This window comes from Amycolatopsis albidoflavus, from assembly GCF_039525725.1.
Classification (GTDB): Bacteria; Actinomycetota; Actinomycetes; order Mycobacteriales; family Pseudonocardiaceae; genus Amycolatopsis; species Amycolatopsis albidoflava.
In genome coordinates, this window is the sequence record NZ_BAAAHV010000003.1 from 650,480 (window position 1) to 676,116 (window position 25,637).

Consider the following 25,637-nt stretch of genomic DNA (forward strand, 5'->3'; position numbering starts at 1 on the left):
GTCCTGGGCGAAAAGGGTGAACAGTCTGGTTATCCCAGGAATACCCAAAGTCACCGAATGCGGAGGATTCGATGGTTGCGTGCTGCAGCCGGTCCCAGCCACGTAGGCTCTTCGCGTGAACCTCGACGCCGCCCAGCCCGCGCACGCCGCGGGAATCGGCCTGAGCTGGCTGGACACCGCCGGCCCGGTGCTCGTCTGGGTCATCGTGCTGTCGTTCGTGCTCATCGAATGCGCGCTCATCATCGGGCTCTTCCTGCCCGGCGATTCGCTGCTGTTCGGCGCGGGCGTGGTGCTCGCGCAGCACGGATCGGACCTCAACGCGTGGCTGCTGTCCGGGGCCGCGCTGCTCACCGCCGTGTTCGGCAACCAGATCGGCTATTACATCGGCCGCGGCGCGGGCACCACGCTGATCGCCCGGCGCGGCGGGCGGATGCTCAACCGGCGCAACCTCGAACGCGCGCAGGAGTTCCTGGACCGCAAGGGCTTCTTCGCGATCGTCGCGGCCAGGTGGATCCCGTGGATCCGCACGCTGGCCCCGCTCATCGCCGGAGCCGCGCGGATGGATTCGCGCCGGTTCCTGCTCGCCACCACTGTCGGCGGGCTGCTGTGGGTGCCGACGCTGGTGCTGCTCGGCTACTACGGCGCGGGCCTGCTGGACGCGATCCCGTGGGTCAAGACCGCGGCGCTGTGGGTGAGCATCGCGTTCTTCGTGTTCGGCACCGCGTACGGCGTGCTGCGCTACCGCCAGGAAATGCGGCGTCCGGTCGACGAACCCGACGACGCGCACGCCTGAGTTCTCACGCCGGGTCGGACCAGACTTCCAGCTGGATGCCGTCCGGATCGCGGAACACGATCACCGCCGAATCCTCGAAGGTCTGCGATTCCGTCGCGGGCAGGTAGGAAACGCCGTACTCCCGCAGGCGGTCCTCCCATTCGGCGACCTCGGCGCGCGACGAAACCGAGAACGCGACATGGTCCAGACCAGTGCGTCTTTCGTCGAACGCGGGTCTCTCAGTGTCCGGATGCTGGACCAGCACCACGGAGAAACCGTCTCCCGCCGAACGCAGAACTACTTTGCGCACCCCGGTTTCCGGGTCTTCGCGCCGATGGCTTTCCTCGAGGTCGAGCACCCGGACGTACCAGGGAACACTTCGGTCCACATCGGTCACGGTGAGCGCCAGATGGTGCACAGACGTGAGCTTGGGCATGACTTTCGCGGCCGTCCTTTCAACCCCTCGTTCCAGACTCGCACACCGGCACAACCGCTACGGGCGAGTTGACCGAGTTCCGGGGTCAATCGTGATCTGCCCGTCTCCGGGCGTCTCACAGTCCGAGATCGATCAGCGACCGCCGCCGACCTCGAGCACCGCGCCCACGGTGAAGGACGCCTCCGGGGACAACAGCCACAGCACGGCTGCGGCGATCTCTTCCGGCTGGCCCACGCGCCGGAGCGGGATCAGGGCGCTGAACCGCTCGGGCCGGTCGGGCATTCCCGCGGCGGCGTGCAATCCGGTCTCGACCAGGCCGGGCGACACGACGTTGACCCGGATCCCCTCGTCGGCGACTTCCTGCGCGAGGCCGAAGCTGAGCGTGTTGACCGCGGCCTTGGACGCCGCGTAGTGCACCCATTCGCCCGATGACCCGGTCCGCGACGCCGTGGACGAGATGTTCACGATCCCGCCGCCCGACCCGCCGTAGCGAGTCGACAATCGCCGCACCGCCTCCCGGCAGCACAGGAAAACGCCAGTGACGTTGATGTCCAGCACCCGGCGCACGGTCTCGGCGCTCTGCTCGTCGAGCCTGCCCGGGCTGTTGCCGGTGATGCCCGCGTTGTTCACCAGCCCGACGATCGGCCCCAACTCGGCCGCCGCCGAAAAAAGCTCGCTGACCTGCTGTTCATCGGACACATCGGCGCGGTACGCAAGCGCTTGCGCACCGTGGGAACGCACCCGCTCGGCGACCTCCTCGGCCGGAGCCGGGTCGCCGGAGTAGTTCACCACCACGTCGTAGCCGCGGGTGGCGGCCAGGTCGCAGATCGCCGCTCCGATGCCCCGGCTGCCGCCGGTGACGACCAAAACCCCCACAGGTCACTCCCTCGTCAGCTTGGCTTGAGCGGCTCGACGAACTGGGCGTCGAGCCAGCGCATCTGCGCCATCCACATCCACCACGTCGCGTCGTCCGGACAGTGCTGCCCGTCGACCGCCTCTCCGCGCAACCACGCTCCCAGCAGCGCGGTGATCGCCGTGCACACGTCGAGCAGCGCGCGTCCCCACCACCATTGGTGCATCGGCGTGTGCAGTTCGAGGACCCCGCCGTGTTCCGGCAGCACCGACAACGCCCAGTCCAGCCGGGTCCGCACGTCGGCGAGCACCTCCGGCTCCAGCTGCGGCTCGGCGCTGGTCTCGCGCATCCGCTCCACCAGCAGCACCACCCTCGGATCCGCGGCGGGCACCGCGGGCTCGGTCAACTGCCGCTCGACCAATGCCCGCAGTCCGTTCAGGTGCGTGCGCACGAGCGGGACGTACGGCGGGTACAGCACGGCGATCCGGGCGTCGCCGGCCCGGTCCCAGGTGACCGCGCCGGCGTAGGGATCCGTCGTCGCCGGATCGTCGAACATCACCTGCGCAGAGCCCGCTCAGAGGGCGAAGTTCGTCAGCGGCAGGTTCTCGAGCACCAGGTCGGCGCGGTCGCGAGTGTTCGCGATCAGGTCCGCGTTGCGCTGGTCGGAGCCGAGCGCGCGCTGCCGGGCCTCGACCAGCGAACGGCCGTAGCGCCGGTGCCGGGACACCAGCCGCTCGATCCGCTCGGGCTCGTCCGGCGCGAGGAACCACGCCTCGGTGAGGTACTGCCGCACGCCGCTCCACGGGTCGTCCGGAAGCAGCAGGTAGTTGCCCTCGGTGATGACCAGCTGCACCTCGGGCGCGACCGGGACCGCGCCGGCGATCGGCTCCTCGATCTCGCGGCGGAACTCCGGCGCGTAGACCGTCTCGCGGCCCTCGGCGAGCCGGCGGATCAGGTGCACGTAGCCGGCCGCGTCGAAGGTGTCCGGCGCGCCCTTGCGATCGGTGCGGCCGAGCCGCTGCAGTTCGACCTGGGCCAGGTGGAAGCCGTCCATCCCGACGACCGCGGCGCGCGAACCGAGCGCGTTGGCGATCGCCCAGGCCAGCGTGGTCTTGCCGGAGGCGGGCGCGCCGATGATGCCGAGCACGTGCCGCTCCCGCGGTTTGGCCAGCTTTTCGGCCCGCGCCAGGAGGTCCTCGAACGCCGTCATCGCACTCCCTCTTCTCTGCTCTTCGCCAGTTCTCCGACCGGCCCGGTCCACGAACGCGGACCCACGTGCCGGACGCGTTCCGCGGCCACCGCGTTCGCGTATCCGATCCAGTCGGGGACGGCGCTGTCCCGGTTCGCCACGGCGTACGCGAGCGCGCCGTGCCACACGTCTCCGGCCCCCAGGGTGTCGCGCGCTTCGACGAGCGGCACGGGGACCTGCCCAGAGTCTTCCGTAGTGCTCCAGGCGACCGGCTCCGGGCCTGCCGTCGTGATCGTCACTGACACTCCGCGTTCGGCCAAACTCGGTGCGGGAGCACGGAACCGCGCTGAACAGGCTGCCACGCGGACCAGTGGCAGCAACTGGTCCAGTACCGGTTTCCAGCTGCCCGCGTCGAGGATGACCGGCACATCGCGGGTACCGGCTTCCTCGGCGACAGCAAGCGCTAGCTCGGGGTGGTGGCCGTCGACGAGGACAGCTCCCACTCCGTCGAAAAGCGGTGCTAGGTCAGGCAGTTCCAGCGGCTCGTCGGCGGCGGCGTTGCGGGAGACGACGGTGCGTTCGCCGTCGCCGTCTCGCACCACGACCGCGCTGACCGGCGGTGCCTGCGTGCGTTCTGGAGCGAGATCGACCAGGTCGACGCCGCAGGCTTCGAGGTCAGCCCGCGCGAGTGCGGCCAGCGGGTGTGCACCGAGAGCCGTCACGAGAGTCGCTTCGCCACCGAGCGCCGCGACGGTCACCGCGGCGTTCGTCGCCGGCCCGCCCGCCGCGACATCCACCTGCAGCGACTGCACTTTCTCGCTCGGCTCCGGAAATTCCGCGACCCGTTGTACGACATCGACGGTGCACAATCCCGCCAGCAGCACTCGCACGTCAGGTCAACCCGGCGTGCGTGGTGGACGCGACCTCGACGACTTCGCCGTTGTCGTCGAGCTTCAGCGCACCGGTGAGCAGGCCGACGACCTGGTTCATGCTGTGCGACTTCGGCGTCACCACGGCGACGCGCTTGCCGAGCCGGTGCACGTGGATGCGGTCGGCGATCTCGAAGACGTGCGGCATGTTGTGGCTGATCAGCACCACCGGCAGGCCGCGGTCGCGGATCCGGCCGATCAGCTCCAGCACCTTCGCGGATTCCGCGACGCCCAGCGCGGCCGTCGGCTCGTCCATGATCACCGCTTTGGTGCCGAACGCCGCCGCCCGCGCCACCGCGACGCCTTGCCGCTGCCCGCCCGACAGCGTTTCCACCAGCTGGGTAATGGATTTGACCTTGATGCCGAGGTCGTCGAGGATTCGCTGCGCTTCGGTGCGCATGGTCGCGCTGTCGAGCTTGCGCAACCCGATCCCGAACGGTCCCTTCAGCCGCTTTTCCCGGCCGAGGAACATGTTCGACGCGATGTCCAGCGCCGGCGCGACCGCCAGATCCTGGTACACCGTCTCGATTCCGTAGTGCCGTGCGTCCAACGGGGACTTGAAGTGGACCGTCTTGCCGTCCACTTTGATCTCTCCGGCATCCGGCACCACCGCTCCGGACAATGCCTTGATGAGACTGGACTTTCCAGCCCCGTTGTCGCCGACCACGGCGAGCACTTCGCCCGGGTAGAGGTCGAAATCGGCACCGTCGATGGCGGTGACCCGGCCGTAGCGCTTCACCAGGCCGCGCGCGGAAAGAGTCGGCTGCTGCTGCGTGGTAGTCATGACTGCTGCTGCCTCCGTGCGATCCGGTCCACGACCACCGCGGCGATCAGCAACGCGCCGGTCGCCAGGTCCTGGTAGTTGCCGTCCACGCCCATCTGCGTCAGGCCCGAGCGCAGCACCGCGACGACCAGCGCGCCGAACAGCGTGCCCAGCACCGAACCGCGGCCGCCGAACAGGCTCGTGCCGCCCAGCACCACGGCGGTGATCGAGTCGAGGTTGCCGAGCTGGAACTGGTTCGGGTCGGCGTTCGGCGTGCGGCCGAGCGCCTGCCACGCGGCGATGCCGAAGCACAAACCGGCGACCAGGTAGACCGACAGCACGGTGCGGTTGACCTTGATCCCGGACAGCCGCGCGGATTCCGGCGCGTTGCCGACGGCGTAAACGTGCTTGCCCCACGCGGTTTTCGTGAGCGCGTACCAAACGGCGAGGAACATGAGCAGCGCGAGCGTCATGCCGTAGGTGATCGGGATGCCGCCGAAGAGGTACCGCTTCGTGCCGAGCCAGGTGAGCAGGCCGTCGGACACCGGAACCGCCTGGCCGCCCGCGATCAGCTTCGCCACCGCGGTCAGGCCGGTGAACGTGCCGAGCGTGATGATGAAGGCGGGCAGCTTGATCCGCGTCGCGAGAGTGCCGATGAACAGGCCGACGACGACGGTCAGCGCGACCCCGGCCAGCAGTGCGAAGAAAACGTTCGTGACCGCGGCCAGTTTCGCCATCACCAGCGTCGCCACGACCATCGACGACGCGTTGGAAAGGTCGATGCCCGCGATCAGGATGATCAGCGTCTGGCCGAGCGCGAGCGTGCCGACCACCAGCGACTGCTGGACCACTGTGGACAGATTGTCCAGGTCGAAAAAGGTGTCCGTGGCAAAGGAAAACACCACGATCGCCACGACCAGTGCCAGCGCCGGGCCGACCGCCGGGGCGCGCAGGAAGAACTCGCCGAGCGTTTCGCGCTCGCGGTTGTTGACCGGTTTTGCCGTCGCGGTCGTCATTTCCCGCCTCCCCAGCAGTTCTGCAGACCCCAGGCGGTGTCCTTGCTCGGCACACCCGGCATCGGGTGGTCGGTGATCGCGGTCGATCCGGTGTTCACGAACCCGCTCGGCTTCTTCCCGGTCTTCGCGTACTCGACCGCCGCGAGCACTCCCTGTTCGGCCATCTTCCGCGGGAACTGCATCACGGTGACGGCGAACTGACCGTTCTTGACGTTCTGCACGCCCTCGCAACCGCCGTCGATGGAGCCGACAGTGAGCTGCGCGTTGAGGCCCCTCGCCTTCAGCGCCGCGTACGCGCCGCGGCCCATTGGCTCGTTCATCGTGTACACCGCGTTGAGGTCAGTGGTGCGCTGCAGGAGGTTCTCCATGCCCTGCTGGGCGAGGCTCTGGTCGCCGTTGGCGTTGGCGTGCCCCTTGATCTCCGGCGCGCCGTCCTTGAGCCCGATGCCCTTGAGGAACCCGCCGTGCCGCTGGGTGTCGACCGAAGCGCCCGCGGTGCCGTCGACCATCAGGAGCTTGGGGTCGGTGCCCTTCAGCGCCGCCTTGACGTACGCGCCCTGCTGCTCGCCTGCCGCGAAGTTGTCGGTGGCGAAGGTGGCGTCGACCGCGTCCGGCGGGTCGGTGGCGGTGTCGAGGGCGATCACCAGGATGCCGGCGTCGCGAGCGTCCTTGATGGCCTTGAGTACGCCGGTGGACGAACTCGGGGTGATCAGGATGGTGTTGACGCCCTGCTGCATCAGGTTCTCGATGGCGCGCACCTGACCGTCGTTGTCGCCGTCGAACTGCCCGGCGAGCGCGCTGAAGTCAGCGCCGTTGGCCTTCGCCGCGGCGGACGCGGCGTTGCGCAGTTCGACGAAGTACGGGTTGGTGTCGGTCTTCGTGACGAGGCCGACCTTGGCCTTGCCGCTGCCGCCGGTTTTGGAGCTGCCGCCCCAGTGGCGTTCGACGGTGCACCCGGCGGTGGAGACCGCGACAGCGGCCGCCAAGGCGAGTGCGGTGAGACTCCGGTGTCTCATGGGGATGCCCTCCGAATCGAGGTGCGAGCTTGCCGATGGACGGGAAGGTAGACAGACTCATGCCATGACGCAAGCGTTTGCGCAAACGCTTGCCAACGCTCCTGGTTTCGCTCGCTTGGTGAAGGACAGACATGCCGCGACCCCGCTCCGCCCGCCCGACCCAGCGCGACATCGCCGAAATGGCGGGCGTGTCGATCACGACGGTGTCGCACGTCGTCAACGGCACGCGGGCGGTGGCCGAGGAGACGAAAGCCGCGGTGCTGCGGGCGATCGAGACCACCGGGTACACCGGCGACGCGATCGCCCGTTCGCTGGTCACCGGGGGTACGCGGTCGATCGGGATGGCGATCTCGCTGGTCGCGAACCCGTACTTCGCGGCGCTGATGCACGCGATCGAGCGGGAGGCGTCGGCAAATGGATACACCGTGCTGCTGGCGGACACGCACGACACCGCGGGCACTGAGCGGGACGTGGTGCGCGCGCTGCGATCGCGCCGCGTCGACGGCCTGCTGATCACGCCCGCGCCCGGCGACGGGTCAGTGCTCGGCGAACTGGTGTCGCTGGACGTGCCGACCGTGCTGATGGACCGGCTGACCACGCGGACCGACATCGACCAGGTCGGAGCGGAGAACATCCAGGCGACCTCGGCGCTGACCGCGCATCTGGCGTCGCTGGGCCATCGCCGGATCGGCATGATCTCCGGCGCGCCCGGTCTCACGACGAGCGACGAACGCGTGCTGGGCTACCGGCTTGGCCTGGGCCGCTCGGGCTTGAGCTGGTCGCCGGACCTGGTGGCGTGCGGACAGTCCTCTCGCGACGGTGGCGGCCTGGCGTTGAGCACGCTGCTGGCGCTGCCGGAACCGCCTTCGGCCTTGGTGGTGGCCAACGACAGCATGATGGTCGGCGTCCTGCACGAGGCGCGGCGGCGGGGTTTGCGGATCGGCCAGGACTTGCCGGTGGTGGTGTACGACGACGTCGAATGGGCCGATCTCGTGGACCCGCCGCTGACGACCATGGCCCAGCCGATCGACGAGATCGGCCGCCGCGCGGTGCAGTTGCTGCTGGCTCGACTGGCGGATCCCGGACGTCCCGCCGAGACTGTGCGGTTGCCGCCGACTTTGCGGCACCGGGCTTCCTGCGGGTGCGCGTAGCCGCCGGTCTTGACTGCCCGGTGTAACCAAGCACGTGCTTCGTTCACTCACCTCAGTGATTCTCGGGACCCGATCGTCTCGGACCCTCTCTTAGGCGGCCCGACAGTGGCTACTGTTGGGTAGGTATCTACGACGAGGGCCATGAGAAATGACCGTTCTGGCGCCGGAGGTCTCCCACTGGGACCTGCCGGTCACCCATCGGTTCGGGGTGGCATTGGGGAGGCACGCCAGCCCGTACCACGACCAGCTGCTGCGTGCGATCCGCGGCGCTGCCGCGCGGGCGGGTTGCGACCTGCTGCTGGCCGACACCAGCGACTGCCCGCGCGAGGAAGCCGAAGTGCTGCGCGCCCTGCAGGCGGACCGCGTCGACGGTGTGCTCTTGGTGCCCGCCCCCGGTGACGAGGCGGTGGTCAATGGACTCGTGCGCACCGGCGTGCCCACCGTGCTGGTGGACCGGATCGCCGGCCGCAACGACGTCGACCAGGTCGGGTCGGAGAACTTCCAGGCCATGTCCGCACTGGTCGAGCACCTGGCCGCGCGACGGCACCGGCGGATCGCGCTAATCACCGGCACCGAGGGGACCACCGTCAGCGAAGAACGCGCCCTTGGCTACCGCCTGGGCCTAGGCCGCGCCGGGTTGCGCTACCACCCAGAACTGGTCGCCTCCGGCCAGTCGACGGCTGGCGGCGCGGCCCGAGCAGCGGCCAAACTCCTGGACGGCTGGCCTTCGCCCACGGCCTTGGTGGTCGCCGGCGAAGCGATGCTGATCGGGGTGCAGTGGGAAGCACACCGCCGCGGAATCCGGATCGGGTCGGAACTGGCGGTCGTCGGTTACGGCGATATGGACTGGGCGCGGACGGTTTCGCCTGGCGTGACGACGATGGCGCAACCGATCTCGGAGATCGGCCGCCGGGCGGTGCAGTTGCTGCTGGCGCGCTGCCGGGAGCCGGAGCGCCGGCCGGAGTCAGTCCGTCTCGCGCCACGGTTCTTGCACCGCGCTTCTTGCGGCTGCTGATCTTTACAGGGTGGCCGCTGCCTCCAGCAACATCCATCCTCCAATTTGGACAGACAAGTCTTTCTCCGCTTTTCCTGGCGGGTTTGGTGCTGGCCTTGCCCACTCCGCACTGAAGAGTGGCCCGGTTTTCTCTTGCGTCGCCCCGTTCCAACACGCTTCGGCCGACTTCTGGACTAGCTTCTTAGCCGTCTCTGCTTCCGTCTTGGGGAGCGTTTTCGCCGCAAGTGCTAGGTAGCGAGCCAAAATCGCCGAGAAGAGCCCGCCGTCGCCGCCTTCCGAACCGGGGAGGATGCCGCCGGGTGCTCCGTGTTGCTCGACCGCCCGGATGGTGCGGGCCGCATCTTCCCACCATTGCTGTTCGAGGCACGCGCCGAGGTAAACCCCTTGGCAGTACGAGAAAATATGCTTGACGACTTCGCCGGTGTCCGCCCTTATCCCGTCCCAGACGAGTCCGGTTTCCGGGTCGACGAGGGTGTCGGTGAGCCATTGCGTCATCGCGCGGGCACGGTCTTGATCACCCACACGAGCGTGAAAGATAGCAGCCGGGCCGTTTGCGGGGGTATTCTTGAAGGAGTCGCCCCGCCGCCACCAGATTCCCCCGCCAAGGTCGTTTGTCCAGCCTTCATGCAGCCGTTTGTCGATGGCCTCGATCGCTTGGTTAATCGTCGCTTCGTCCACTGTGGACAGTTGGAGTTGGCGAACTCGCTGCAACGCGAGCCCTAGCCAGGCTATGTCGTCGTAGTAGTCGTTGACCCAAGAGCCGAAGTTGCGCCGGTGCACCGTCGTGACGAACCGATTGATCAGCCGCGCGCGGTCTTCGGCGGGTTCGCGGAGTTGGGCATCGACGAGGCTGTCGAGGAGATGGGCCTGCCACCAGTAGTTCCAGTGCCAGTGAACCCGCTGCCCCAAGGTAGGCGGCCACCCACTGCGACCGAGGACGGTGCCGGGCAGCGCCCATAGCCGACGGAGGTGTCGGGCGCATACGGCCCGCTCAGCCGCCGCCGCCCGGTCAGCAGCAGCGGATCGCCCGGCCGCGGCCCGGTCAGCCGCCGCGGCTCGCCCGGCCGCCGCGGCTCGCGCTGCGGAATCGGCCGCGCCCTCGCCGGGATCGACCGCAGCGGCAGGCACTGCAGGGCCGGCCATGCCCTCTGTAGGGTCGGTCGTTCCGGTGCCTCCTGCGGGATCGGCCGCACCCTCGGCAGGGTCGACCGCCCCGGCACGCCCAGCGGGATCGGCCGCGCCCTCGGCAGGACCGGTCGCAGCGCTGCTCGCAGCGGAATCGGCGGGCTTACCGGGCTCGGATGGATCGGCGGTCATAGGCCGATTCTGCCTGCGCTACGGAAAACTTGCCTCTCCACGACATTTGCCGACCGAGGAACAGCTCGGGGGATCCGCCAGGCCGCCCGAGCAGCCACCGCCGCTACTGCCGTCGGCCAACCAATTGCCGCGCCGATCGCTCGAGAGCCCGCAGCCTTGCCACGCCAATCGCTCAAGAGCCCTGCAACCAGTGCCGTGTCGAGCGGACCGGCCGCCGCGGCTGGACTGCCCCAGTCGGCGGCGCTAGCCGGGCGGGGATCAAGAATGGAGCGATCTGCCAGCGCGCGCTCGAACTGCTTGGCGCGAGTTACAGCCAATTCCGCGGCCAGAGCCAAGTCTGGGTTCTCGTCAGTGGCTATACCGGTTCTAACCGGCGCACCCACTCACGAGACACCCCGTCGGCGGCGCGGCGTCGGGGGTCACCAGGCCTTGGACAAGTCCGCGTGCTGCCGAACCCAAGCGTGCATCACGATCCCCGCCGCTACCCCCGCGTTGATTGATCTCGTCGTGCCGAACTGGGCGATCGACACGACTTTCGCCGAGTCCGACTGGGCGGCTTCGGACAGGCCGGGGCCTTCCTGGCCGAACAGCAGCAGGCACTTGCGCGGCAGCTCGGCAGTCTCGACCGGTTCGGCGCCGGGGGTGTTGTCGACAGCCACCACCGTCAAGCCCTCGGCGGTGGCGAATTCCAGCAAGGTCGCGACGTCCTCGTGGTGGCGGAGGTGCTGGTAGCGGTCCGTCACCATCGCGCCTCGGCGGTTCCAGCGGCGGCGGCCGACGATGTGGACCTCGGCGGCGGCGAAGGCGTTCGCGGTGCGGACGACCGTTCCGATGTTGTGGTCGTGCTGGAAGTTCTCGATCGCGACGTGGAACGGGTGCCGTCGGGTGTCTACATCGGACACGATGGCTTCGCGGCGCCAGTAGCGGTAGGCGTCGACCACGTTGCGGCGGTCGCCGTTGGTCAGGAGTTCGGGGTCGTAGCGCGGGTCGTCCGGCCAGGTTCCTGGCCACGGACCGACGCCGACCTCCTCGCGGTTCACCCACTCGGTGGGGCCCGCTTCGGGGTGTTCCGTCGTCACGAAGGACGATTCTCGCTCAGCCGAGGCTGACGCCGTGCGCCGGACTGTCGTCGTGGCGGTGTCGCCAGCGCAGGTAGGCCCCGAGGTACGAGATCACCAGCACCGCCAAGGCCACTACGACCACCACCGGCAGCAGCGAGCGCGGGATGACCGTCCCGTACAGGTAGTAGGCGTTGAATCCGCCGGGCAGATCGCCGAGACCCTGCTGATGCCGGAAGAAATCTTCCAGCGCGGTGAGCGGGCACGGAATCGGCGTGACATTGACCAGCACGCCCCACACCGCGAAGAAAATGTGCCCGAAAATGACTTTCGGCCACCGCCAGGCGAGGAATCCGCCGAAACCGATGAAGAGCAGAGCAAGGATGTGCACCGCCACGGTTACGTCGGCGAGAACGTGCGCGACCGTCGTGTCCACCTTCGCCCCCTTCCAGTGCACCCACCAGCGACTTTACTCCGATTTACCGCACCGGGAGCGGGATATCGGGGGACTCGATGTGATGTTCGACCCACCGGAGCAACGAGTTCACCCGGCAGGTAACGGAGGGATCACTCCGGGTAGGAGACCCGCCGCGACACCTGCCACGGGCGACCCAATGCGGCGTTAGGCACCCTGCTCCGTGGCTGCGACGGGAGGCGAGCAGTCCGTGGCTGCGACGGAAGGGCTGTAGCAAACGCGACAAAGGGAGCCGATAGCCAAGGAGTTGACGCCTGCGATCGACGCGGCAGCAATCACTTGACTGGGGCCAATGGGTCGCAGGTTCAAACCCTGTCAGCCTGACGGACAACACAAAGGCTCGTGATCAGCGCAACTGCTGATCACGAGCCTCCGCTGTGGTCGCGCAAGCATCCGGCCAACTGGCGTCCTCGCGCCGCATAGGTCATTGCCACAAAACCGCCGCTTCCCAGATGGTGCGTGACTGTCATGCACACCGGGCGCACTACGCGCCACTGTGCCACCAGCGACGCACGAGGATCACAGTTCAAGAACCATCCCTGCACCGCCTGGACAACGTGTAACAACGACCCCGGAAGCCCCGATTGGGCTCAAATGAGCCTCACCAATCATGAGATCTTGTTCTTAGCCGACTCAGCGATTGCTGCAGCATACGCAGACGTTGACAATCTACCCGGCGACGCCGTATATGCAGCCAAGGAGGTATTTGATCGCGTTCACGACATCACGTCCGGGCCGATCCAACAGCAGGTTTTGCTAAATTGTTCAAGCCTCCTAATAGATGCTGGATCTCGAGCCAACAACAAAGAAGCACTAGACATCGCGGCAGAACTGACAGCCGAACTCATAGGATCCACTCACTTAACAAAGGGGCAGGTTGCACAAGCACAGTACAACCGGGCAAACTGTCTCACGTCAATTATTGATCATGAGTTTTCAAAAACTCGTTCAGAGTCGGCTAACGAAGATGCAGACGAAGAGAAAATCAAGCTAGAATATCTAGCACATAGACTCAAATTCCGTTCATCTCTCACGGAATCCCGCCTCCTCTACTACTCCGCTGGCATGAACGAGCATCTTGACATTGATCAACGAGGACGTAGTTTTTGCAATTTGGCGAACCAGTTGGACTTCTCTGGCCGATGGGTCGAGGCCTATGATGCGTACCTGAGCGCACTGGCCATCGATCCAACGAACGGCAACGCGGCAGGCAACGCAGCCCTGCTTCTACGTATCGCCATGCATGAAGGTACCGTTGACGTCGGCCACGCCGCAGTGCTGCACAACAGGTTTCTTCGGATCGCGCACGACCACCTAGGTAGGGTTTCGGAACTGGCCGGCCAACAGACCGCAGATTTTTGGGCCAGCATGGAACTCTTCGACGTCGAGGACCACTGGCATCCCGGCAACCCGGATAACCATCTTCAGAAGTGGCTTATCGAACATCGATTGATACTTGCTACTACAGCACTGGAAGGACTTGGCTCCGCAGAGACCAAGTGGGATAGCGCTCATATCGATACCGTGCATACCCCAGTAACCCAAGGTGGGCCACCAAAAATCTTCGCCATGATTAACTCAATCAAGGCAGAGTACCTGGTTGCAAGAAGTATAATATATACCGCTTGCCAGATGGCGGAAGAGTCCGAGGGGCTCCAACACCCGTCAGATACAGGTTGGTACGCGGACACCGAGGACAACAGAGTTTATGGAAAAATTCCCGGAATGTTCGTGCTTGGCCAGCGAGCAACACTCGACGTCCTAGACAAGATTTGCGTTTGCATCAACGAACACTTCGAGATCGGGGATAGACCATCGTCAGTATCCTTCCGCAGCTTTTTGGCAAAAAAAGGCGAGACAGGCTTTCGCGCGGAAGTTATTTCCAAGCTGGACGTAATCCCCGCACTTGTCGCACTACGAGAACTCGTCGACGACGTAAATCCAAACGGCCTATATCCAGATGCGTATAACCTTAGAAATGCCGGAACCCATCGGATCGTAGTCGCAACATTGGACGAAACTAAGGACCTGGGTCGCGATTCTATCAGCTTGATCGGAATCGACAGCCTAGAAAGGGTGGCAATTCAAGCCCTGCAAGTCACGCGTGCCGCGATAATGTACTTGGTCGCCATGGTTAACTACACGGAGAACAAAAAGAGCACCGAAACCAGCGTAGTCAAGATCCCCGTTGTCGGTCAACAGTAGGTCAGGCTGCCCTTCTCAGCCCGCCGCTGCGGGGAGCATGGAGAACCCCGGCCGATCGATCGACACCTGGCCAGGCTCACTTTCGGGGGCTAGAGGGGACCGCACGTCCCGCATGTCGATGAACGACCAGGCGATTTCCAACACGCCAGTCGCTCACGCACCTATCCCTGAGCTGCGAAACCCTGGCTCCACCGTCCTGGAGAGCCAAGAGGTCCGCCACGGCACGAAGCTCGGGCAGACAACGCGGCAAGAGGAGTCCCGGCTGAAAGCGACTCGCTCAGCTGGGAGGACGCAGCGACCATCGCGGTCCCGCACAGCGGCGAATACCGTCAGCGCAACCTCGAACGAAGCCCCTCTCGCCACGCAAACAAGCCGACCACCGCAAAGGCATGAGCAGGAGCGTTCAGTCAGCGAACGCCGCTCCGTCGATGTCCGTCACCACCAAGCGAAGACGCGCGTCCGCCCACTCCGTCCCCTCGAGCAGCTCGCGCACCCGCGTCTCGGCGGCCGACAGCAAGGGCGGCAGCGGCAATCGCAGCGCCACCAACCGAATCTCGACTGACTCCGAGGTCAGATCGATCGACCCACCAGCGGGATCGGTCGACAGCCAGCTGATCTCCGCGGCCACGCTCGTCGCGGGGCGAAGGCCGTCGATGGCGGACAGGGCGTCGGCGAGTCTTCCGGCCAGCGAACGCGGATCGGTCACTGCCGCCCCACTTCGATGTCCAAAATGGACACTCGGACGGCGTCCACGGAACGGCCGGTCTGCGCCAGGACTTCCCGGAACACCGCGAGCTGCACGGCGCGGCCCACGGCGGCGGCTTGGTCCGCGCCCGAGATGACCACGTCGACCTCGACGGTCAGGCTGTCCTCGTGGGCGCGGACCCGGACGCCGTCCGCGGGAGCCGGTTCCAGGCCCTTCCAGCGTTGCCGGGCGGCGCGGGTCCAGGCGGTCGCCAAACCGCGCAGGCCGGGCTCCAGGCGCACGACTCCGGCGGTTTCGGCGGCCGCCCGGGCGGCGACACTCGCGATCACCGGGGCGGCGATCACGTATTCGGCGGTCATTCCCCGTCCTCGTACACGTCTTCCACCAGCAGATCCAGGCTTACCAACGAAATACCCACTCGTGAGCTCGCGGCGGCGGACACCAGTTCTCGTACGCGGGCCAACGTGTCCGCGCCGCTGGTGTTCCCCAGCCGCGTCGTGAGGGTGAGTTCGACCTCGACCTGAGCGGCACCCGAAGAGTCGACGCCGACCTTCCGCACGCGCACCCGGCGGGCGCGGACGTTGCCGGCGGAGTCGGCCGCGTAGCGAAGCACGACCGCGACGGCTTGTTCGCTCACTTCGACGGAGCCCGGTTCGGCAGCCGGAAGGTCCAGCATCTGTCCGCGACGCACTTCGGCGCGGACAGCCGACATGATCCGTCCTACCAGGTCCGGCGGGGTCGGGTCGGGCTCGTCGATCAGCTCCTGGGTCGCCGCGCGGAGAGCCAGCAGGCTTTCTCGCGCGGTGCGGCAGTGGACGCAGTCCAGCTGATGCTCGTCGACCTCGTCCAGGTTCTCCCAGACCGTCTCCAGTTCCCGGCCGCACGGCAATCCGTAGTCCTGGTTCACCTCCATGGCTTCATCACCTCCGCCAGCTGCGCACGGGCCCGGGCGATCCGGCCCCGGACCGCGGTGGGGTTCGCGCCGACGATCTCGCTGATCTCGTCGTACGACCGGCCGTGCACCTCGCGCAGCAGCCAGCACGCGCGCTGCTGCGGCGTCAGCGTCTGAAGCGCGTCGTCGAGCGCCGCGAGCTGGCCGCTGACCTGCGCGGCGTGCTCGGGCTGAGTGTCGCGGCGCGGCGATTCGGCCAGGTCGAGGTCGACGTCGGCCTGCGGGCGGCGCGCCCGGATCACGTTGAGGCAGCGGTTGGTCGTTCCGCGGTACAGCCAGCCGACGAACGCCTTGTCGTCGTTCAGCTGCGCCAGCTTCCGCCACGCGCCGAGGAACGCTTCCTGCACTACGTCCTCGGCGTCGCCGCGGTGGTGCAGCATTTTCAGGGCGAGCCGGAACATCGGGCCCTGATAACGCAGCACGAGCTGTTCGTACGCGCGCACGTCGCCGTCTCGCGCACGGCCGACGAGGGTGGCGTCGTCGAGCGGGACACTGGTCGTGGTCACGGCACCCCCTTCCGTCAGGGGGACACCGCATGGCGGGCATTCGTCACGCACGCATTGTGGGTGACTGTGCTCACTCCCGCTCGGTTGAAGCCTCGGTTAAGCCTCAGCTGAGCCCGAGGTCGTCCTTGTTCAGCAGGTACCGGTACTCGAGCCCGGCCTTCTCGATGGCCTCGCGCGCACCGGTGTCGCGGTCCACGACCGTCGCGACGCCGACCACGGTGGCCCCGCCTTCGCGCAGCGCCTCGACCGCGGTGAGCACGCTGCCGCCGGTGGTGGAGGTGTCCTCGACGGCCAGCACCCGCTGCCCGCGCACCTCCACGCCCTCGATCCGGCGCTGCATCCCGTGTTCCTTGATCGCCTTGCGGACGACGAACGCGTCGAGCACCACGCCCTCGGCCGCCGCCGAGTGCAGCATCGCCAGCGCCACCGGGTCCGCGCCGAGCGTGAGCCCGCCGGTCGCGACGTAGTCCCAGTCAGCGGTGAGCTGCCGCAGGAGCTTGCCGATCAGCGGGGCGGCCGCGTGCTGCAGCGTCGCCCGCCGGAGGTCGACGTAGTAGTCGGCTTCCTTGCCCGAGGACAAGGTGACTTTGCCGTGCACGACGGCCAGTTCGCTGACCAGCCTGGCCAGTTCGAGCTTCGCAGTTTGATCCAACCCGGGGTACGCCACGGCCGAGAGTCTTACACACGCCACCGACAACTTCCGCGCGTCACTCCCCGGTCGCGACGGCGGTCACCGGACGCGTCCGGGTCGCCACCCAAGCCGGGACGACCGCGGCGACCAAGGCGAGCGCGACAGCGGTCGCGACGATCACCAGGTAGATGGAGATCGGCCCGTCCGGCAGCACCCGGCCGGTCGCGACGAGACAGAACGGCACGATCGCGCCCGCCGACACCACGGTGCCGAGCAGGATGCCGATCGCGGCGATCAGGCCGCCTTCGCCCGCGGCCATCCGCAGCACCTGGCCGCGGGTGAAACCGCCGAGCCGCTGCAGGCCGAACTCCCGCCGCCGTCGCGAAGTCGCCATGACCAGGGTGTTCACCACGGAGATCACCGTGTAGCCGACGATCATGCCGACCAGCAGGTAGTTCACCCACGCGCCGGTCTCGTCGTTCTTGGCGTTCGCGGCGGCCAGCGTGCTCCGGTCGCCGACGGACACCGGGAGGCCGGCGGTCGCGGCGGTCAGGCTCTGGGTCAGCCGAGCCTGATCAACGCCAGGCGCGGCGCGGACGAGCACCTGCTTGGCGAGGCCGGACGTGGTGTGCCCGGCGAGCAGTTCGGCGGGCAGCAGGAGCTGTTCGGCCCCGGCCCGCTCTTGCACGATCGCGACGATGCGAAGGGTCCGGTCGGTCCCGTCGCCGAGACGGAGCGTGACGGAATCGCCGACTGAACGGGACACATCGGCGGCGTCGGGCAAGGCGATCGTGTCACCTTTGAGGTCCGCCAGGTTGCCCTTCACGACCGTGGCAGCGTTGGTCGTCGCGTCGGTGAGGCCGAGCGCCGGGTAGCCCTTCTTGGTCTGGTTCTCGTCGAACGGCGCGGTGATGAACGCGCGGCTGGAGACGTAGGTCGAGACCGCCGCGACGCCGTCCGCGTGCCGGATCCGGTCGATCGCCTCGGGCGAGACCCCGGTGGGACCCGCGACGACCGCGTCGGCGCGGAGGTCTTCGGCGAAGGACTGCGCGGAAGCGGCGGTGGTCGTGGTCTGCAGGTAGATGTTGGCGGTCGCGATGCCGACGGCGAGCATGATCGGCGTGACCGCGCCGGCCACCCGGGTGGCCGCGTTGCGCGTGTTGGTGATCGCCAGCCAGCCGGTGACGCCGCTGAACAGGCGCATCGGGCCCTGCAACAGGATCGCGGTCAGCTTCGTGACGCCCGGGCTGATCATCGCGACGCCGATCGCCCACAGCATCACCGCCGGACCCGCGGTGCTCGCCGCGATGGGTCCCGTCATCACCGCGAGCGTGACGATGGCCAGCGCGGTCCCGCCGCCGAAGCACAGGATGGCGAGGATCAGCCGCAGCGGAGTCAGCCAGCCGCGCGGCACGGAGGCCTCGGCGAGCGCCTCGGTCGGCCGGATGCGGCCGACCCGGAATCCGGCCACCAGCGCGGAAATCCCGACGGCCAGCAGGGTCGCGCCCGCCGCGATGATCATCGGGATCCAGCCCTGGTGGAACTGCACGGCGGGCGAAATGAACCCGCCCGAGGTGAACTGCCCGAACAGCCACCCGCCGAACACCGGGCCCAGCGCCGCCGCGGCTCCGGTCGCGAGCACGCCGATGACCAGCGCTTCGCCGAGAACCATGCGACGCAACTGTCGCGGCGTCGTGCCGATCGCACGCAGCAGAGCCAATTCCCGCTGTCGCTGCCGCACCGACAGCATCAGCGTGCTCGCGATGACGAACACGGCGACCGAAAGGGACAGCCCGCCCGCGACGCCGGACAATGGGATCAGCCTGCCGCCGCTCGCTTGCGCCTCCGGGAATTCGGCGAGTCCGCGCTCATCCCCAGTCAGCACGGAAACGCCCGAACCCAGCTGCAAAGCGGCGGGATTGTCAGTGACCACACCGAAATAGTCGACCGTTCCGGGGTGACCGGAGAGCTGGTCGGCCACATTGTCGGCGAAGAACGCGTCGGGACGGTCGCTGACCTGAGCGACGCGGTATTGGCGCATCGAACCCTGCACGGCGAGATCCACAGTGGACCCAACCGGCACGCCGCTAGCCGCAGGAAGCACCACCTCGTCGGCTCGCGGCGCGGGGCCGGGAAGCCGAGCAGATTCCCAACCGTGCGCGACGAGAGGCTGCTTGCCCAGCGATACCGGGAAATTCACCTCACCGACCACAGTGGACACACCGGGCATCGCGCGGATCGTGTCCGCCATCGACCGGTCCAGCCGGACCCGCTCCGACAGCGCGACCGCCTGCGTCTTGGGCTTTTCGGAATTCTTTCGCATCTCGAATTCCTGTTGTCCGGCAACGACAGCCGACGCCCAGGCCAGCCGGTGCGGCGGGGTCGCGGACCGGATCCCGGTCTCCATCAGACCGGCGCAGGCGGACACGATCACCGCGCCGAGGAACGCGGCCACGAACGCGGCGATGAACCCGCCGGTGCGGAAACGCAAGGTGCGCAAGGCAAGACTGAACATCAGAAGCCGCCCACCGGCGTCCGGTCGGCCCAGGCGCCGAGGTGGGTCATGCGTTCCGCGACTGCGGCCGCGGTCGGCCGGAGCAGCTCGCCGGCGACGCGGCCGTCAGCGAGAAACACAACGCGGTCGGCATAGGAAGCCGCGACGGGATCGTGCGTCACCATCACGACGGTCAGCCCACCGCGCACCGATTCCGACAGCAGGCCAAGGATTTCGCCCGCGGTCCGCGTGTCGAGCGCGCCGGTCGGCTCGTCGGCGAACAGCACCGCCGGACGGCTGACCAGCGCGCGAGCGATCGCCACCCGCTGTTGCTGGCCGCCGGACAGCTGGCCCGGCAGGTGCTTGCGCCGGTCGCTCAGCCCGACGTGCCCGAGCATCTCGGCGACGCGGCGGCGGTCCGGACGACGCCCGGCCAGCCGCAGCGGCAGCACGACGTTCTGCTCGACGGTCAGCGCGGGCAGCAGGTTGAACGCCTGGAAGACGAACCCGATCTTGTCCCGGCGCAGCTTCGTCAGCTGGGTCTCGGAGAGCTTGCCCAGCTCCTGGTCGTCGAGCAGCACCGAACCGCTGGTCGGCCGATCGAGCCCGGCCGCGCAGTGCAGGAACGTGCTCTTGCCCGAACCCGACGGACCCATCACCGCGGTGAACCCGCCGCGCGGAAAGGACAGGCTCACCCCGTCCAGTGCCGTGACCCGGCCGTATTCCTTGCGGACGGATTCGAGCCGCACCGCTTCCCCAGTCGCCATGGGGAAAACGCTATGGGTTTACGGGAGAAAACACCCTGGGGCGCACACGCCGGGACGGGGTAGGGCTTTCCCTACCCCCCTCAGGTGCGGCGGCGGTTGCCCAAGCCTCCGGCGAGCTTGCGCAGCACCGGCCTCGGCAGCAGTCCGCCGATCCCGACCAGGGCTTTGTACTGCAGGCTGGGCACCGAAATCACCTTGCCGCGGCGCAGGTCGGCGAGGGCTTCGTCGACGACTTGGGCCACGTCGAGCCACAGCGCCTTCGGCCCCTCCCGCTGCAGCCCGGCGCGCTCGTGGAACTCGGTGTAGGTGAAGCCGGGGCACAGCGCCATCATCCGCACGCCCTTCGGCAGCGACATCGCGATGCCCTCGGTGAACGACGTGACCCAGTTCTTGCTGGCGGTATAGGTCGAGCCGCGGCCGGAAAAGAACCCAGCGACGCTGGAGACGTTGATGACGTCGCCGCGCCCGCGCTCGACCATGCCCGGCAGCGCCGCCCGGCTCAGCTGCAGCACGGCGGTCACGTTCACGTCGAGCTGGCGCTGCAGGTCCTCGGCCGGGATCTCCCAGAACTCGCCGCTCAGCCCGAAGCCCGCGTTGTTGACCAGCAGGTCGATCGGCTGGGTTTCGAGCAGCTCGGCGACCTGCGCGCGGCCGTCCACTTCGGACAGATCGGCGGACAGCACGGTCACCTCGACACCGTGCTGCGCGCGCAACTTCCCGGCCAGCGCGTTCAGCCGTTCCTCGTCCCTCGCGACCAGGACGAGGGCGTGTTTCTCGGCGGCGAGCCGGCGCGCGAATTCCGCGCCGATGCCCGCGGTGGCTCCGGTGATCAGAGAAGTGGTGGTCATGTGGGTGAAGCTACCCGTTTTTCAGCTGCGTTCGCCCTGGTGGCGCAGTATGGTCCGGCGCATGGGCAAGCACACCAAGCGGACGCCCGGATATCTGCCCCGGATGGCCGCCGGTGCGGCGCCCCTCGCTCTGTTGCTCGCCGGCCCGGCCGCGGCGCTGGCGGACACCCCGCGCGGGGGACTGCCGCTCGACCTGCACCAACACGGTTCCTCCTCCGACCTCCAGTTCACTCGCGACGAGACGATCGCCAGCCGCGACCTGCCTGCGTCCGCCGCGTCGAACCTGCGCCAGACGCTCGGCCAGGACACCGCCGGCCAGTCCCAGACCCACGACCTGCGGCTCGGCGAGCCGGGTCGCGCGTTCACCGGCAACGACCTCGGCGTGCACCACACGCGGCCGTTCGACGGTGCGCACGTGGCCGGTCTGGACCAGTCCATGCGGCACGGCGTGCAGCTGCCCCATGGCGTCGACGCGCTCTCCAGCAGCAAGACCGGCGCCGAGACTGGTCTGGCCGGCCGGTTCTCCGGCGACCTGATGAGCGGCACTCGCTTCGAACGCACCTCCGCCGACGCCGTCGACCTCGGCCCGGCGGGCTCGGTGGTCGCGAACTCGGACGAAAACGTACTCGGCCAGTTCACCGGCAAGCTCGACGTGGCGCGGCTGGAGTCGGCCGAGCGGCACAGCGTGTCCGGCGACCTCGGTCCGGTGCACGCGCTGGCCGCGACGAGCCAGTCGACCGCCGAGCGCACGGACCGGTTCCACGGCGAGCTGTCGGCGGCGGACATCGCGGCGGCACGGACGAGCACCGCTTCTACCCTGGGTGTTCCGGCTACCCGGAGCCAGCACGTGGGCGCCGAAGTGCTCGGAAAACCGGTCATCGACAACGGATGGACAGTTTCCGGACCGCCGTTTACCTTCGCGCCCGGCTGAGTTCATCGATTCGCCGAGTCCGCTTTCGGCAACCGAGTCCGGACCGTTTCCGGATCGTGAAACGGTCCGCCGGACTCCTGGCCCTGACCTGCTCGATGTCACCCGTTCGCCGTAAGCGAGGTCGGGCTTCCTTTACCGACCGTAGTTATTTGTCGAGGGAATCCCGGCTCGACCAGGTGGGGCCGCCCCCGGGAGAGTCCCCAGCGGGAGGCCCGTTTCCGCTTGGATAGCCTGCGGGGCGTGGTCGACCTCGAATCCGTTGCCGCCGAATCGGCGTCTCCGACAGCTATCGGCAAGAGCCAAGCCGGTCGTCGGGCGCGGTTGCTCGCTGCGGTTTTCGGAATCGCGGGCGCGATCCTCGCGATCGCGGTCCCGTTCCTGCCCGTCACGCTCGAGCAAACGACCCTGGACTGGCCGACCGCCCAGGGCACCAGAGCGGTGACCGCCCCGCTGACCGCGCAGGCGCCGATCTCGCTCGACGCGAAGGTCCCCTGCACGACGGCGCGGGCCCTCGACGCGCGCACCGACGGCAGCGCCGTGCTGTTCAGCACCAACCCGCCGAACTCCGGCATCGGCGTCGTCACCGGGATGGCGCTGCAGGTCGGAAACGGCCAGCTCACGCTTTCCTCACAGGGCCAGCAACTCGGCTCGGCCCCGGTCGGCGACGGCGACTGCACGATCACCGTGCACACCGACGCGAAGCGGACGACAGCGTCCGTCGGCGGGAACCGGATCGCCGACGTCACCGACGACCACCGGCCGCAGCTCACCGGCTACTACTCAGACCTCACGAATCAGGACGACACGCACGGTCTGTCGGTCTCCGCACAGGTCGACAACCGCTGGGCGAGCACCGCGACCGGCATCAAGCTCGCCGCCATCGTGCTGTCGGTGCTCTGCTTCATCGGCGCGGTGCTCGCGCTGTACCGCCTGGACCGGCTTACCGGCCGGCGCGCGCCCCGCTTCGCCGCGCGCGGCTGGTGGAAGCTGAAATTTCTCGACATAGCGGTGCTCGGCACGCTCGTCGTCTGGTGGCTGATCGGCGCGATGACCGCCGACGACGGCTACTTCACGACCATGGCGCGCGTCCGCGGCGACGCCGGCTACATCGGCGAGTACTACCGATGGTTCGCCGCGCCGGACGCGCCGATGGCGTGGTTTGTCGATGTCTACGCGGCGATGGCCAAGGTCAGTTCGCTCACGCCGTGGATGCGGCTGCCGTCGCTGTTGATGGGTGTCGCCTGCTGGATGCTGATCAGCCGCGGCGTGCTGCCGCGGCTCGGCAGGCAGGTGCGGATCAGCAGCGCGGCCGGCTGGGCGGCGGGCGCGGTCTTCCTCGCCTTCTGGCTGCCCTACGACAACGGCCTGCGCCCGGAGAACCTGGTCGCGCTGCTGTCGCTGATCTCGATCTGCACCGTCGAACGCGCGGTCGCGACCCGGCGGCTGGGTCCGGCGGCGATCGGGCTGACCGTCGCGGCGCTGTGTGTCGCGGTCAACCCGCACGGGCTGATGGCCGTGCTGCCGTTCGTGGTCGGGCTGAAGCCGCTGGCGAAGATCGTGCTGCGGCATGCCCGCCAGTTCGGCTGGGTGCCGGTGATCGCGCCGATCGCCGCCGCCGGGCTGGTGATTCTCGCGCTGATCTTCTGCGACCAGACCCTGCGCGGCGCGCTGGAATCGGTGCGGCTGCGGTCGTCGCTCGGACCGACCGGTTCCTGGTACGACGAGCTCGACCGGTACTCGATGCTGTTCAGCAACGGCCCGGACGGCTCCATGACGCGCCGGTTCCCGGTGCTGTTGATCTTCCTGTGCCTGGCGACCTGCGCGGTCGTGCTGCTGCGGCGCGGCAACATCCGCGGCGCCGCGCTCGGCCCGAGCCGCAGGCTGCTCGGCATCAGCGCACTGTCCTTTGTGGTCTTGGCGCTGGCTCCGACCAAGCACACGCACCACTTCGGCATGCTGGTCGCGGTCGGCGGACCGCTCGCCGCGCTCACCGCGTTGTCGACGAGCACGACGGTGTTGCTGTCGCGCCGCAACCGCGCGGCGTTCTTCGCGGGGCTGATGGTGATCGTCGCGCTGGCCTCCACCGGGCCGAACGCCTGGTGGTACGTGTCGGCCTGGGGCGTGCCGTGGTTCGACCTGCCGCCGCAGGTGTTCGGCATCAAGCTGAGCACGATGGCGCTCGTGGCGGCGGCGGTCGCGCTGGCGATCGCGGCGATCGAGCACATGAAGCACAACGAGCACGAACCGTTCGTTCCGCCCGCACCGGTGGCGAAGGGCGACCTGGAAAACCGCGGCCGCGCGCTGCGGCTCGGGCTCGCACCGCTGTCGACGGTGTGCGCGATTCTGGTGCTGTTCGAGATCGGCAGTATCGCCAAGGGCATCCAAAAGCGCTGGGACACCTACAACATGGGTGCCGACAACATCCGCCAGCTGGCCGGGCAGAGCTGCGGGCTGTCCGACTACATCAAGGTCGAACGCGACCCGAAGGCCGGGCTGCTGCAAGCCGCGCCGCAACAACCGGAGAACGCCGCACCCGGCTGGACAGTGCCCGCCGACGCCGACCGCGGCGTCACCCCGAAGGACTGGCTGGCCAGCACCCAGAAGGGCTTCGTCACCAACGGCGGGCTGCCGACCGAGAACGCCGACAGCTGGAACCCGCCGTACCAATTCGGCAAGGACGGGGCCCCGATCTGGGGCAGCTACCACAAGTCCGGGGACAACGCGGGCGACCTGCGCACCCCGTGGTACTCGGTCCCGGAGCGGGCGCGCGACGGCTCGGTGCCGATCGTGGTCGCCCTCGCGGGCAAGGCCGACGACCCGAACTCGCTGACCGCCGAATTCGGCAAGAACACCCCCGCCGGATTCCAGGTGCTCGGCCGCGAGCAACTCGACGCGAAGAAGAAGGACACCAACTGGCGCGACGCGCGGGTCAGCGTGCCCGAGGGCGCGGACCAGGTGCGGATCGTGGCGAAGGGCCGCGGGCTCGGCAGCGACGGCTGGGTCGCGTTCAGCGCGCCGCGGGCGCCGAAGATCGCGAAGATGACCGATGTCGTCGGGCAGGACCCGGTGTTCCTGGAGTGGGCCGCCGCAGCGCAGCACCCGTGCCTGCGCCCCTCGTCGATCCACAACGGAATCGCCGAGGTGCCGAAGTACCGGATCAGCGCGGGCGACGACCTGCGCACAGTCGGCAAGTACTGGTCCTCGCCGGCGGGCGGCGGGTCGTTCGTGTGGATGAACGTGGCCACCCAGATGCAGGCACTGCCGACGTACCTGGAAGGCGATGTCGACCGCGACTGGGGCACGTTGTACGAGGTGACTCCCGAGGTCTCGAACGCACTTCCGGCTTCGGCGGCGCTGCACCAGCAGTCGGTAACGCATTCCGGAATCTGGTCACCCGGGCCGCTGGCCAAGCCCGCCAACCCAACCGGCGAGTCGTAAGCCGCACTTTTCCGTGAGGGGAACCCTGAAGGACTCAGAGTCCCTCAGGGTTCCCCTCACGTCCCTAAACCCGCACCGATGCACTCAAATCGAGGCACCCACACCACCCCCGCACCCCGATACGAAGCTCCCCTGCGGTCTGGGGGTGCTTGTCAAGGCATCTTTCCCG

Annotated in this window: 25 protein-coding genes; 6 read left to right on the forward strand and 19 right to left on the reverse strand. The window is 68.1% G+C overall.

The window, feature by feature from the left end:
• Positions 1-115: 115 nt before the first annotated feature.
• Entirely contained in the window at positions 116-793 is a 678-nt protein-coding gene (locus tag ABD156_RS04150; RefSeq protein WP_344266573.1) for a DedA family protein, read from the forward strand.
• Positions 794-797: 4 nt separating this feature from the next.
• On the opposite strand, the gene ABD156_RS04155 is transcribed toward ABD156_RS04150, so the two are convergent.
• The 8 genes from ABD156_RS04155 to ABD156_RS04190 form a co-directional block, all read right to left on the reverse strand.
• Complete coding sequence (locus ABD156_RS04155; RefSeq protein ID WP_344266575.1) at positions 798-1,208, reverse strand: VOC family protein; 411 nt, start codon at positions 1,206-1,208, stop codon at positions 798-800.
• Positions 1,209-1,340: 132 nt separating this feature from the next.
• Positions 1,341-2,084, reverse strand: coding sequence for an SDR family oxidoreductase (locus ABD156_RS04160; protein ID WP_344266578.1), 744 nt, complete (start codon positions 2,082-2,084; stop codon positions 1,341-1,343).
• Between the two features lie 14 nt (positions 2,085-2,098).
• Positions 2,099-2,617, reverse strand: coding sequence for a hypothetical protein (locus tag ABD156_RS04165; RefSeq protein WP_344266580.1), 519 nt, complete (start codon positions 2,615-2,617; stop codon positions 2,099-2,101).
• A gap of 18 nt (positions 2,618-2,635) precedes the next feature.
• Complete coding sequence (locus tag ABD156_RS04170) at positions 2,636-3,271, reverse strand: nucleoside/nucleotide kinase family protein (protein ID WP_009084950.1); 636 nt, start codon at positions 3,269-3,271, stop codon at positions 2,636-2,638.
• Positions 3,268-4,134, reverse strand: coding sequence for a PfkB family carbohydrate kinase (locus tag ABD156_RS04175; protein ID WP_344266728.1), 867 nt, complete (start codon positions 4,132-4,134; stop codon positions 3,268-3,270). Before ABD156_RS04175 ends, ABD156_RS04170 begins: the two co-directional genes overlap by 4 nt.
• 7 nt (positions 4,135-4,141) lie before the next feature.
• A complete protein-coding gene (locus ABD156_RS04180; RefSeq protein ID WP_344266589.1) occupies positions 4,142-4,963 on the reverse strand; it encodes an ATP-binding cassette domain-containing protein in 822 nt (273 codons plus the stop codon).
• On the reverse strand, positions 4,960-5,958 hold the full coding sequence (locus tag ABD156_RS04185; protein WP_344266591.1) for an ABC transporter permease: 999 nt from the start codon (positions 5,956-5,958) through the stop codon (positions 4,960-4,962). Before ABD156_RS04185 ends, ABD156_RS04180 begins: the two co-directional genes overlap by 4 nt.
• Positions 5,955-6,974, reverse strand: coding sequence for a substrate-binding domain-containing protein (locus tag ABD156_RS04190; RefSeq protein ID WP_344266593.1), 1,020 nt, complete (start codon positions 6,972-6,974; stop codon positions 5,955-5,957). The genes ABD156_RS04185 and ABD156_RS04190 overlap by 4 nt, the downstream gene beginning before the upstream one ends.
• 131 nt (positions 6,975-7,105) lie before the next feature.
• Between ABD156_RS04190 and ABD156_RS04195 the strand changes: the two genes are divergently transcribed.
• Both ABD156_RS04195 and ABD156_RS04200 read left to right on the forward strand, forming a co-directional pair.
• A complete protein-coding gene (locus ABD156_RS04195) occupies positions 7,106-8,125 on the forward strand; it encodes a LacI family DNA-binding transcriptional regulator (RefSeq protein ID WP_344266596.1) in 1,020 nt (339 codons plus the stop codon).
• Positions 8,126-8,273: 148 nt separating this feature from the next.
• The gene (locus tag ABD156_RS04200) at positions 8,274-9,140 is read left to right on the forward strand and encodes a LacI family DNA-binding transcriptional regulator (protein ID WP_344266599.1); all 867 of its coding nucleotides are present in this window, start codon (positions 8,274-8,276) and stop codon (positions 9,138-9,140) included.
• 3 nt (positions 9,141-9,143) lie between these two features.
• On the opposite strand, the gene ABD156_RS04205 is transcribed toward ABD156_RS04200, so the two are convergent.
• From ABD156_RS04205 to ABD156_RS04215, 3 genes are all read right to left on the reverse strand, one after another.
• Positions 9,144-10,091 carry a glycoside hydrolase family 76 protein gene (locus tag ABD156_RS04205; protein WP_344266731.1) on the reverse strand — a complete coding sequence of 316 codons (948 nt, stop codon included), beginning with the start codon at positions 10,089-10,091 and terminating at the stop codon, positions 9,144-9,146.
• 785 nt (positions 10,092-10,876) lie between these two features.
• The gene (locus ABD156_RS04210) at positions 10,877-11,536 is read right to left on the reverse strand and encodes a TrmH family RNA methyltransferase (RefSeq protein ID WP_344266602.1); all 660 of its coding nucleotides are present in this window, start codon (positions 11,534-11,536) and stop codon (positions 10,877-10,879) included.
• 16 nt (positions 11,537-11,552) lie between these two features.
• A complete protein-coding gene (locus tag ABD156_RS04215) occupies positions 11,553-11,951 on the reverse strand; it encodes a DUF2784 domain-containing protein (protein ID WP_344266605.1) in 399 nt (132 codons plus the stop codon).
• Between the two features lie 633 nt (positions 11,952-12,584).
• Between ABD156_RS04215 and ABD156_RS04220 the strand changes: the two genes are divergently transcribed.
• Positions 12,585-14,195, forward strand: a complete 1,611-nt coding sequence (locus ABD156_RS04220) for an LA2681 family HEPN domain-containing protein (RefSeq protein ID WP_344266608.1) — start codon at positions 12,585-12,587, stop codon at positions 14,193-14,195.
• A 403-nt stretch (positions 14,196-14,598) separates the two neighbouring features.
• Here ABD156_RS04220 and ABD156_RS04225 read toward each other — a convergent pair whose 3' ends face one another.
• The 8 genes from ABD156_RS04225 to ABD156_RS04260 all read right to left on the reverse strand — a co-directional run bounded on the left by ABD156_RS04225 (position 14,599) and on the right by ABD156_RS04260 (position 21,099).
• Entirely contained in the window at positions 14,599-14,901 is a 303-nt protein-coding gene (locus ABD156_RS04225; RefSeq protein WP_344266611.1) for a hypothetical protein, read from the reverse strand.
• Positions 14,898-15,260 (reverse strand): Asp23/Gls24 family envelope stress response protein, encoded by a 363-nt coding sequence (locus ABD156_RS04230; protein WP_344266614.1) that lies wholly within the window; start codon positions 15,258-15,260, stop codon positions 14,898-14,900. The genes ABD156_RS04225 and ABD156_RS04230 overlap by 4 nt, the downstream gene beginning before the upstream one ends.
• Entirely contained in the window at positions 15,257-15,814 is a 558-nt protein-coding gene (locus ABD156_RS04235) for an Asp23/Gls24 family envelope stress response protein (RefSeq protein WP_344266617.1), read from the reverse strand. Before ABD156_RS04235 ends, ABD156_RS04230 begins: the two co-directional genes overlap by 4 nt.
• Positions 15,805-16,359 carry an RNA polymerase sigma factor gene (locus tag ABD156_RS04240; protein WP_344266620.1) on the reverse strand — a complete coding sequence of 185 codons (555 nt, stop codon included), beginning with the start codon at positions 16,357-16,359 and terminating at the stop codon, positions 15,805-15,807. The genes ABD156_RS04235 and ABD156_RS04240 overlap by 10 nt, the downstream gene beginning before the upstream one ends.
• Positions 16,360-16,462: 103 nt before the next feature.
• Positions 16,463-17,026 (reverse strand): orotate phosphoribosyltransferase, encoded by a 564-nt coding sequence (pyrE, locus tag ABD156_RS04245; RefSeq protein ID WP_344266623.1) that lies wholly within the window; start codon positions 17,024-17,026, stop codon positions 16,463-16,465.
• 40 nt (positions 17,027-17,066) lie between these two features.
• Positions 17,067-19,490: an ABC transporter permease gene (locus ABD156_RS04250; RefSeq protein WP_377926863.1), complete on the reverse strand. Its 2,424-nt coding sequence runs from the start codon at positions 19,488-19,490 to the stop codon at positions 17,067-17,069.
• A 14-nt stretch (positions 19,491-19,504) separates the two neighbouring features.
• Entirely contained in the window at positions 19,505-20,251 is a 747-nt protein-coding gene (locus ABD156_RS04255) for an ABC transporter ATP-binding protein (RefSeq protein ID WP_344266629.1), read from the reverse strand.
• A gap of 80 nt (positions 20,252-20,331) precedes the next feature.
• Positions 20,332-21,099: an SDR family NAD(P)-dependent oxidoreductase gene (locus tag ABD156_RS04260; RefSeq protein ID WP_344266632.1), complete on the reverse strand. Its 768-nt coding sequence runs from the start codon at positions 21,097-21,099 to the stop codon at positions 20,332-20,334.
• Positions 21,100-21,160: 61 nt separating this feature from the next.
• Here ABD156_RS04260 and ABD156_RS04265 point away from each other — a divergent pair, with 61 nt between their 5' ends.
• Complete coding sequence (locus ABD156_RS04265; RefSeq protein WP_344266635.1) at positions 21,161-22,030, forward strand: hypothetical protein; 870 nt, start codon at positions 21,161-21,163, stop codon at positions 22,028-22,030.
• Positions 22,031-22,270: 240 nt separating this feature from the next.
• Positions 22,271-25,468 carry an arabinosyltransferase domain-containing protein gene (locus ABD156_RS04270; protein WP_344266638.1) on the forward strand — a complete coding sequence of 1,066 codons (3,198 nt, stop codon included), beginning with the start codon at positions 22,271-22,273 and terminating at the stop codon, positions 25,466-25,468.
• Positions 25,469-25,637 lie beyond the last annotated feature (169 nt).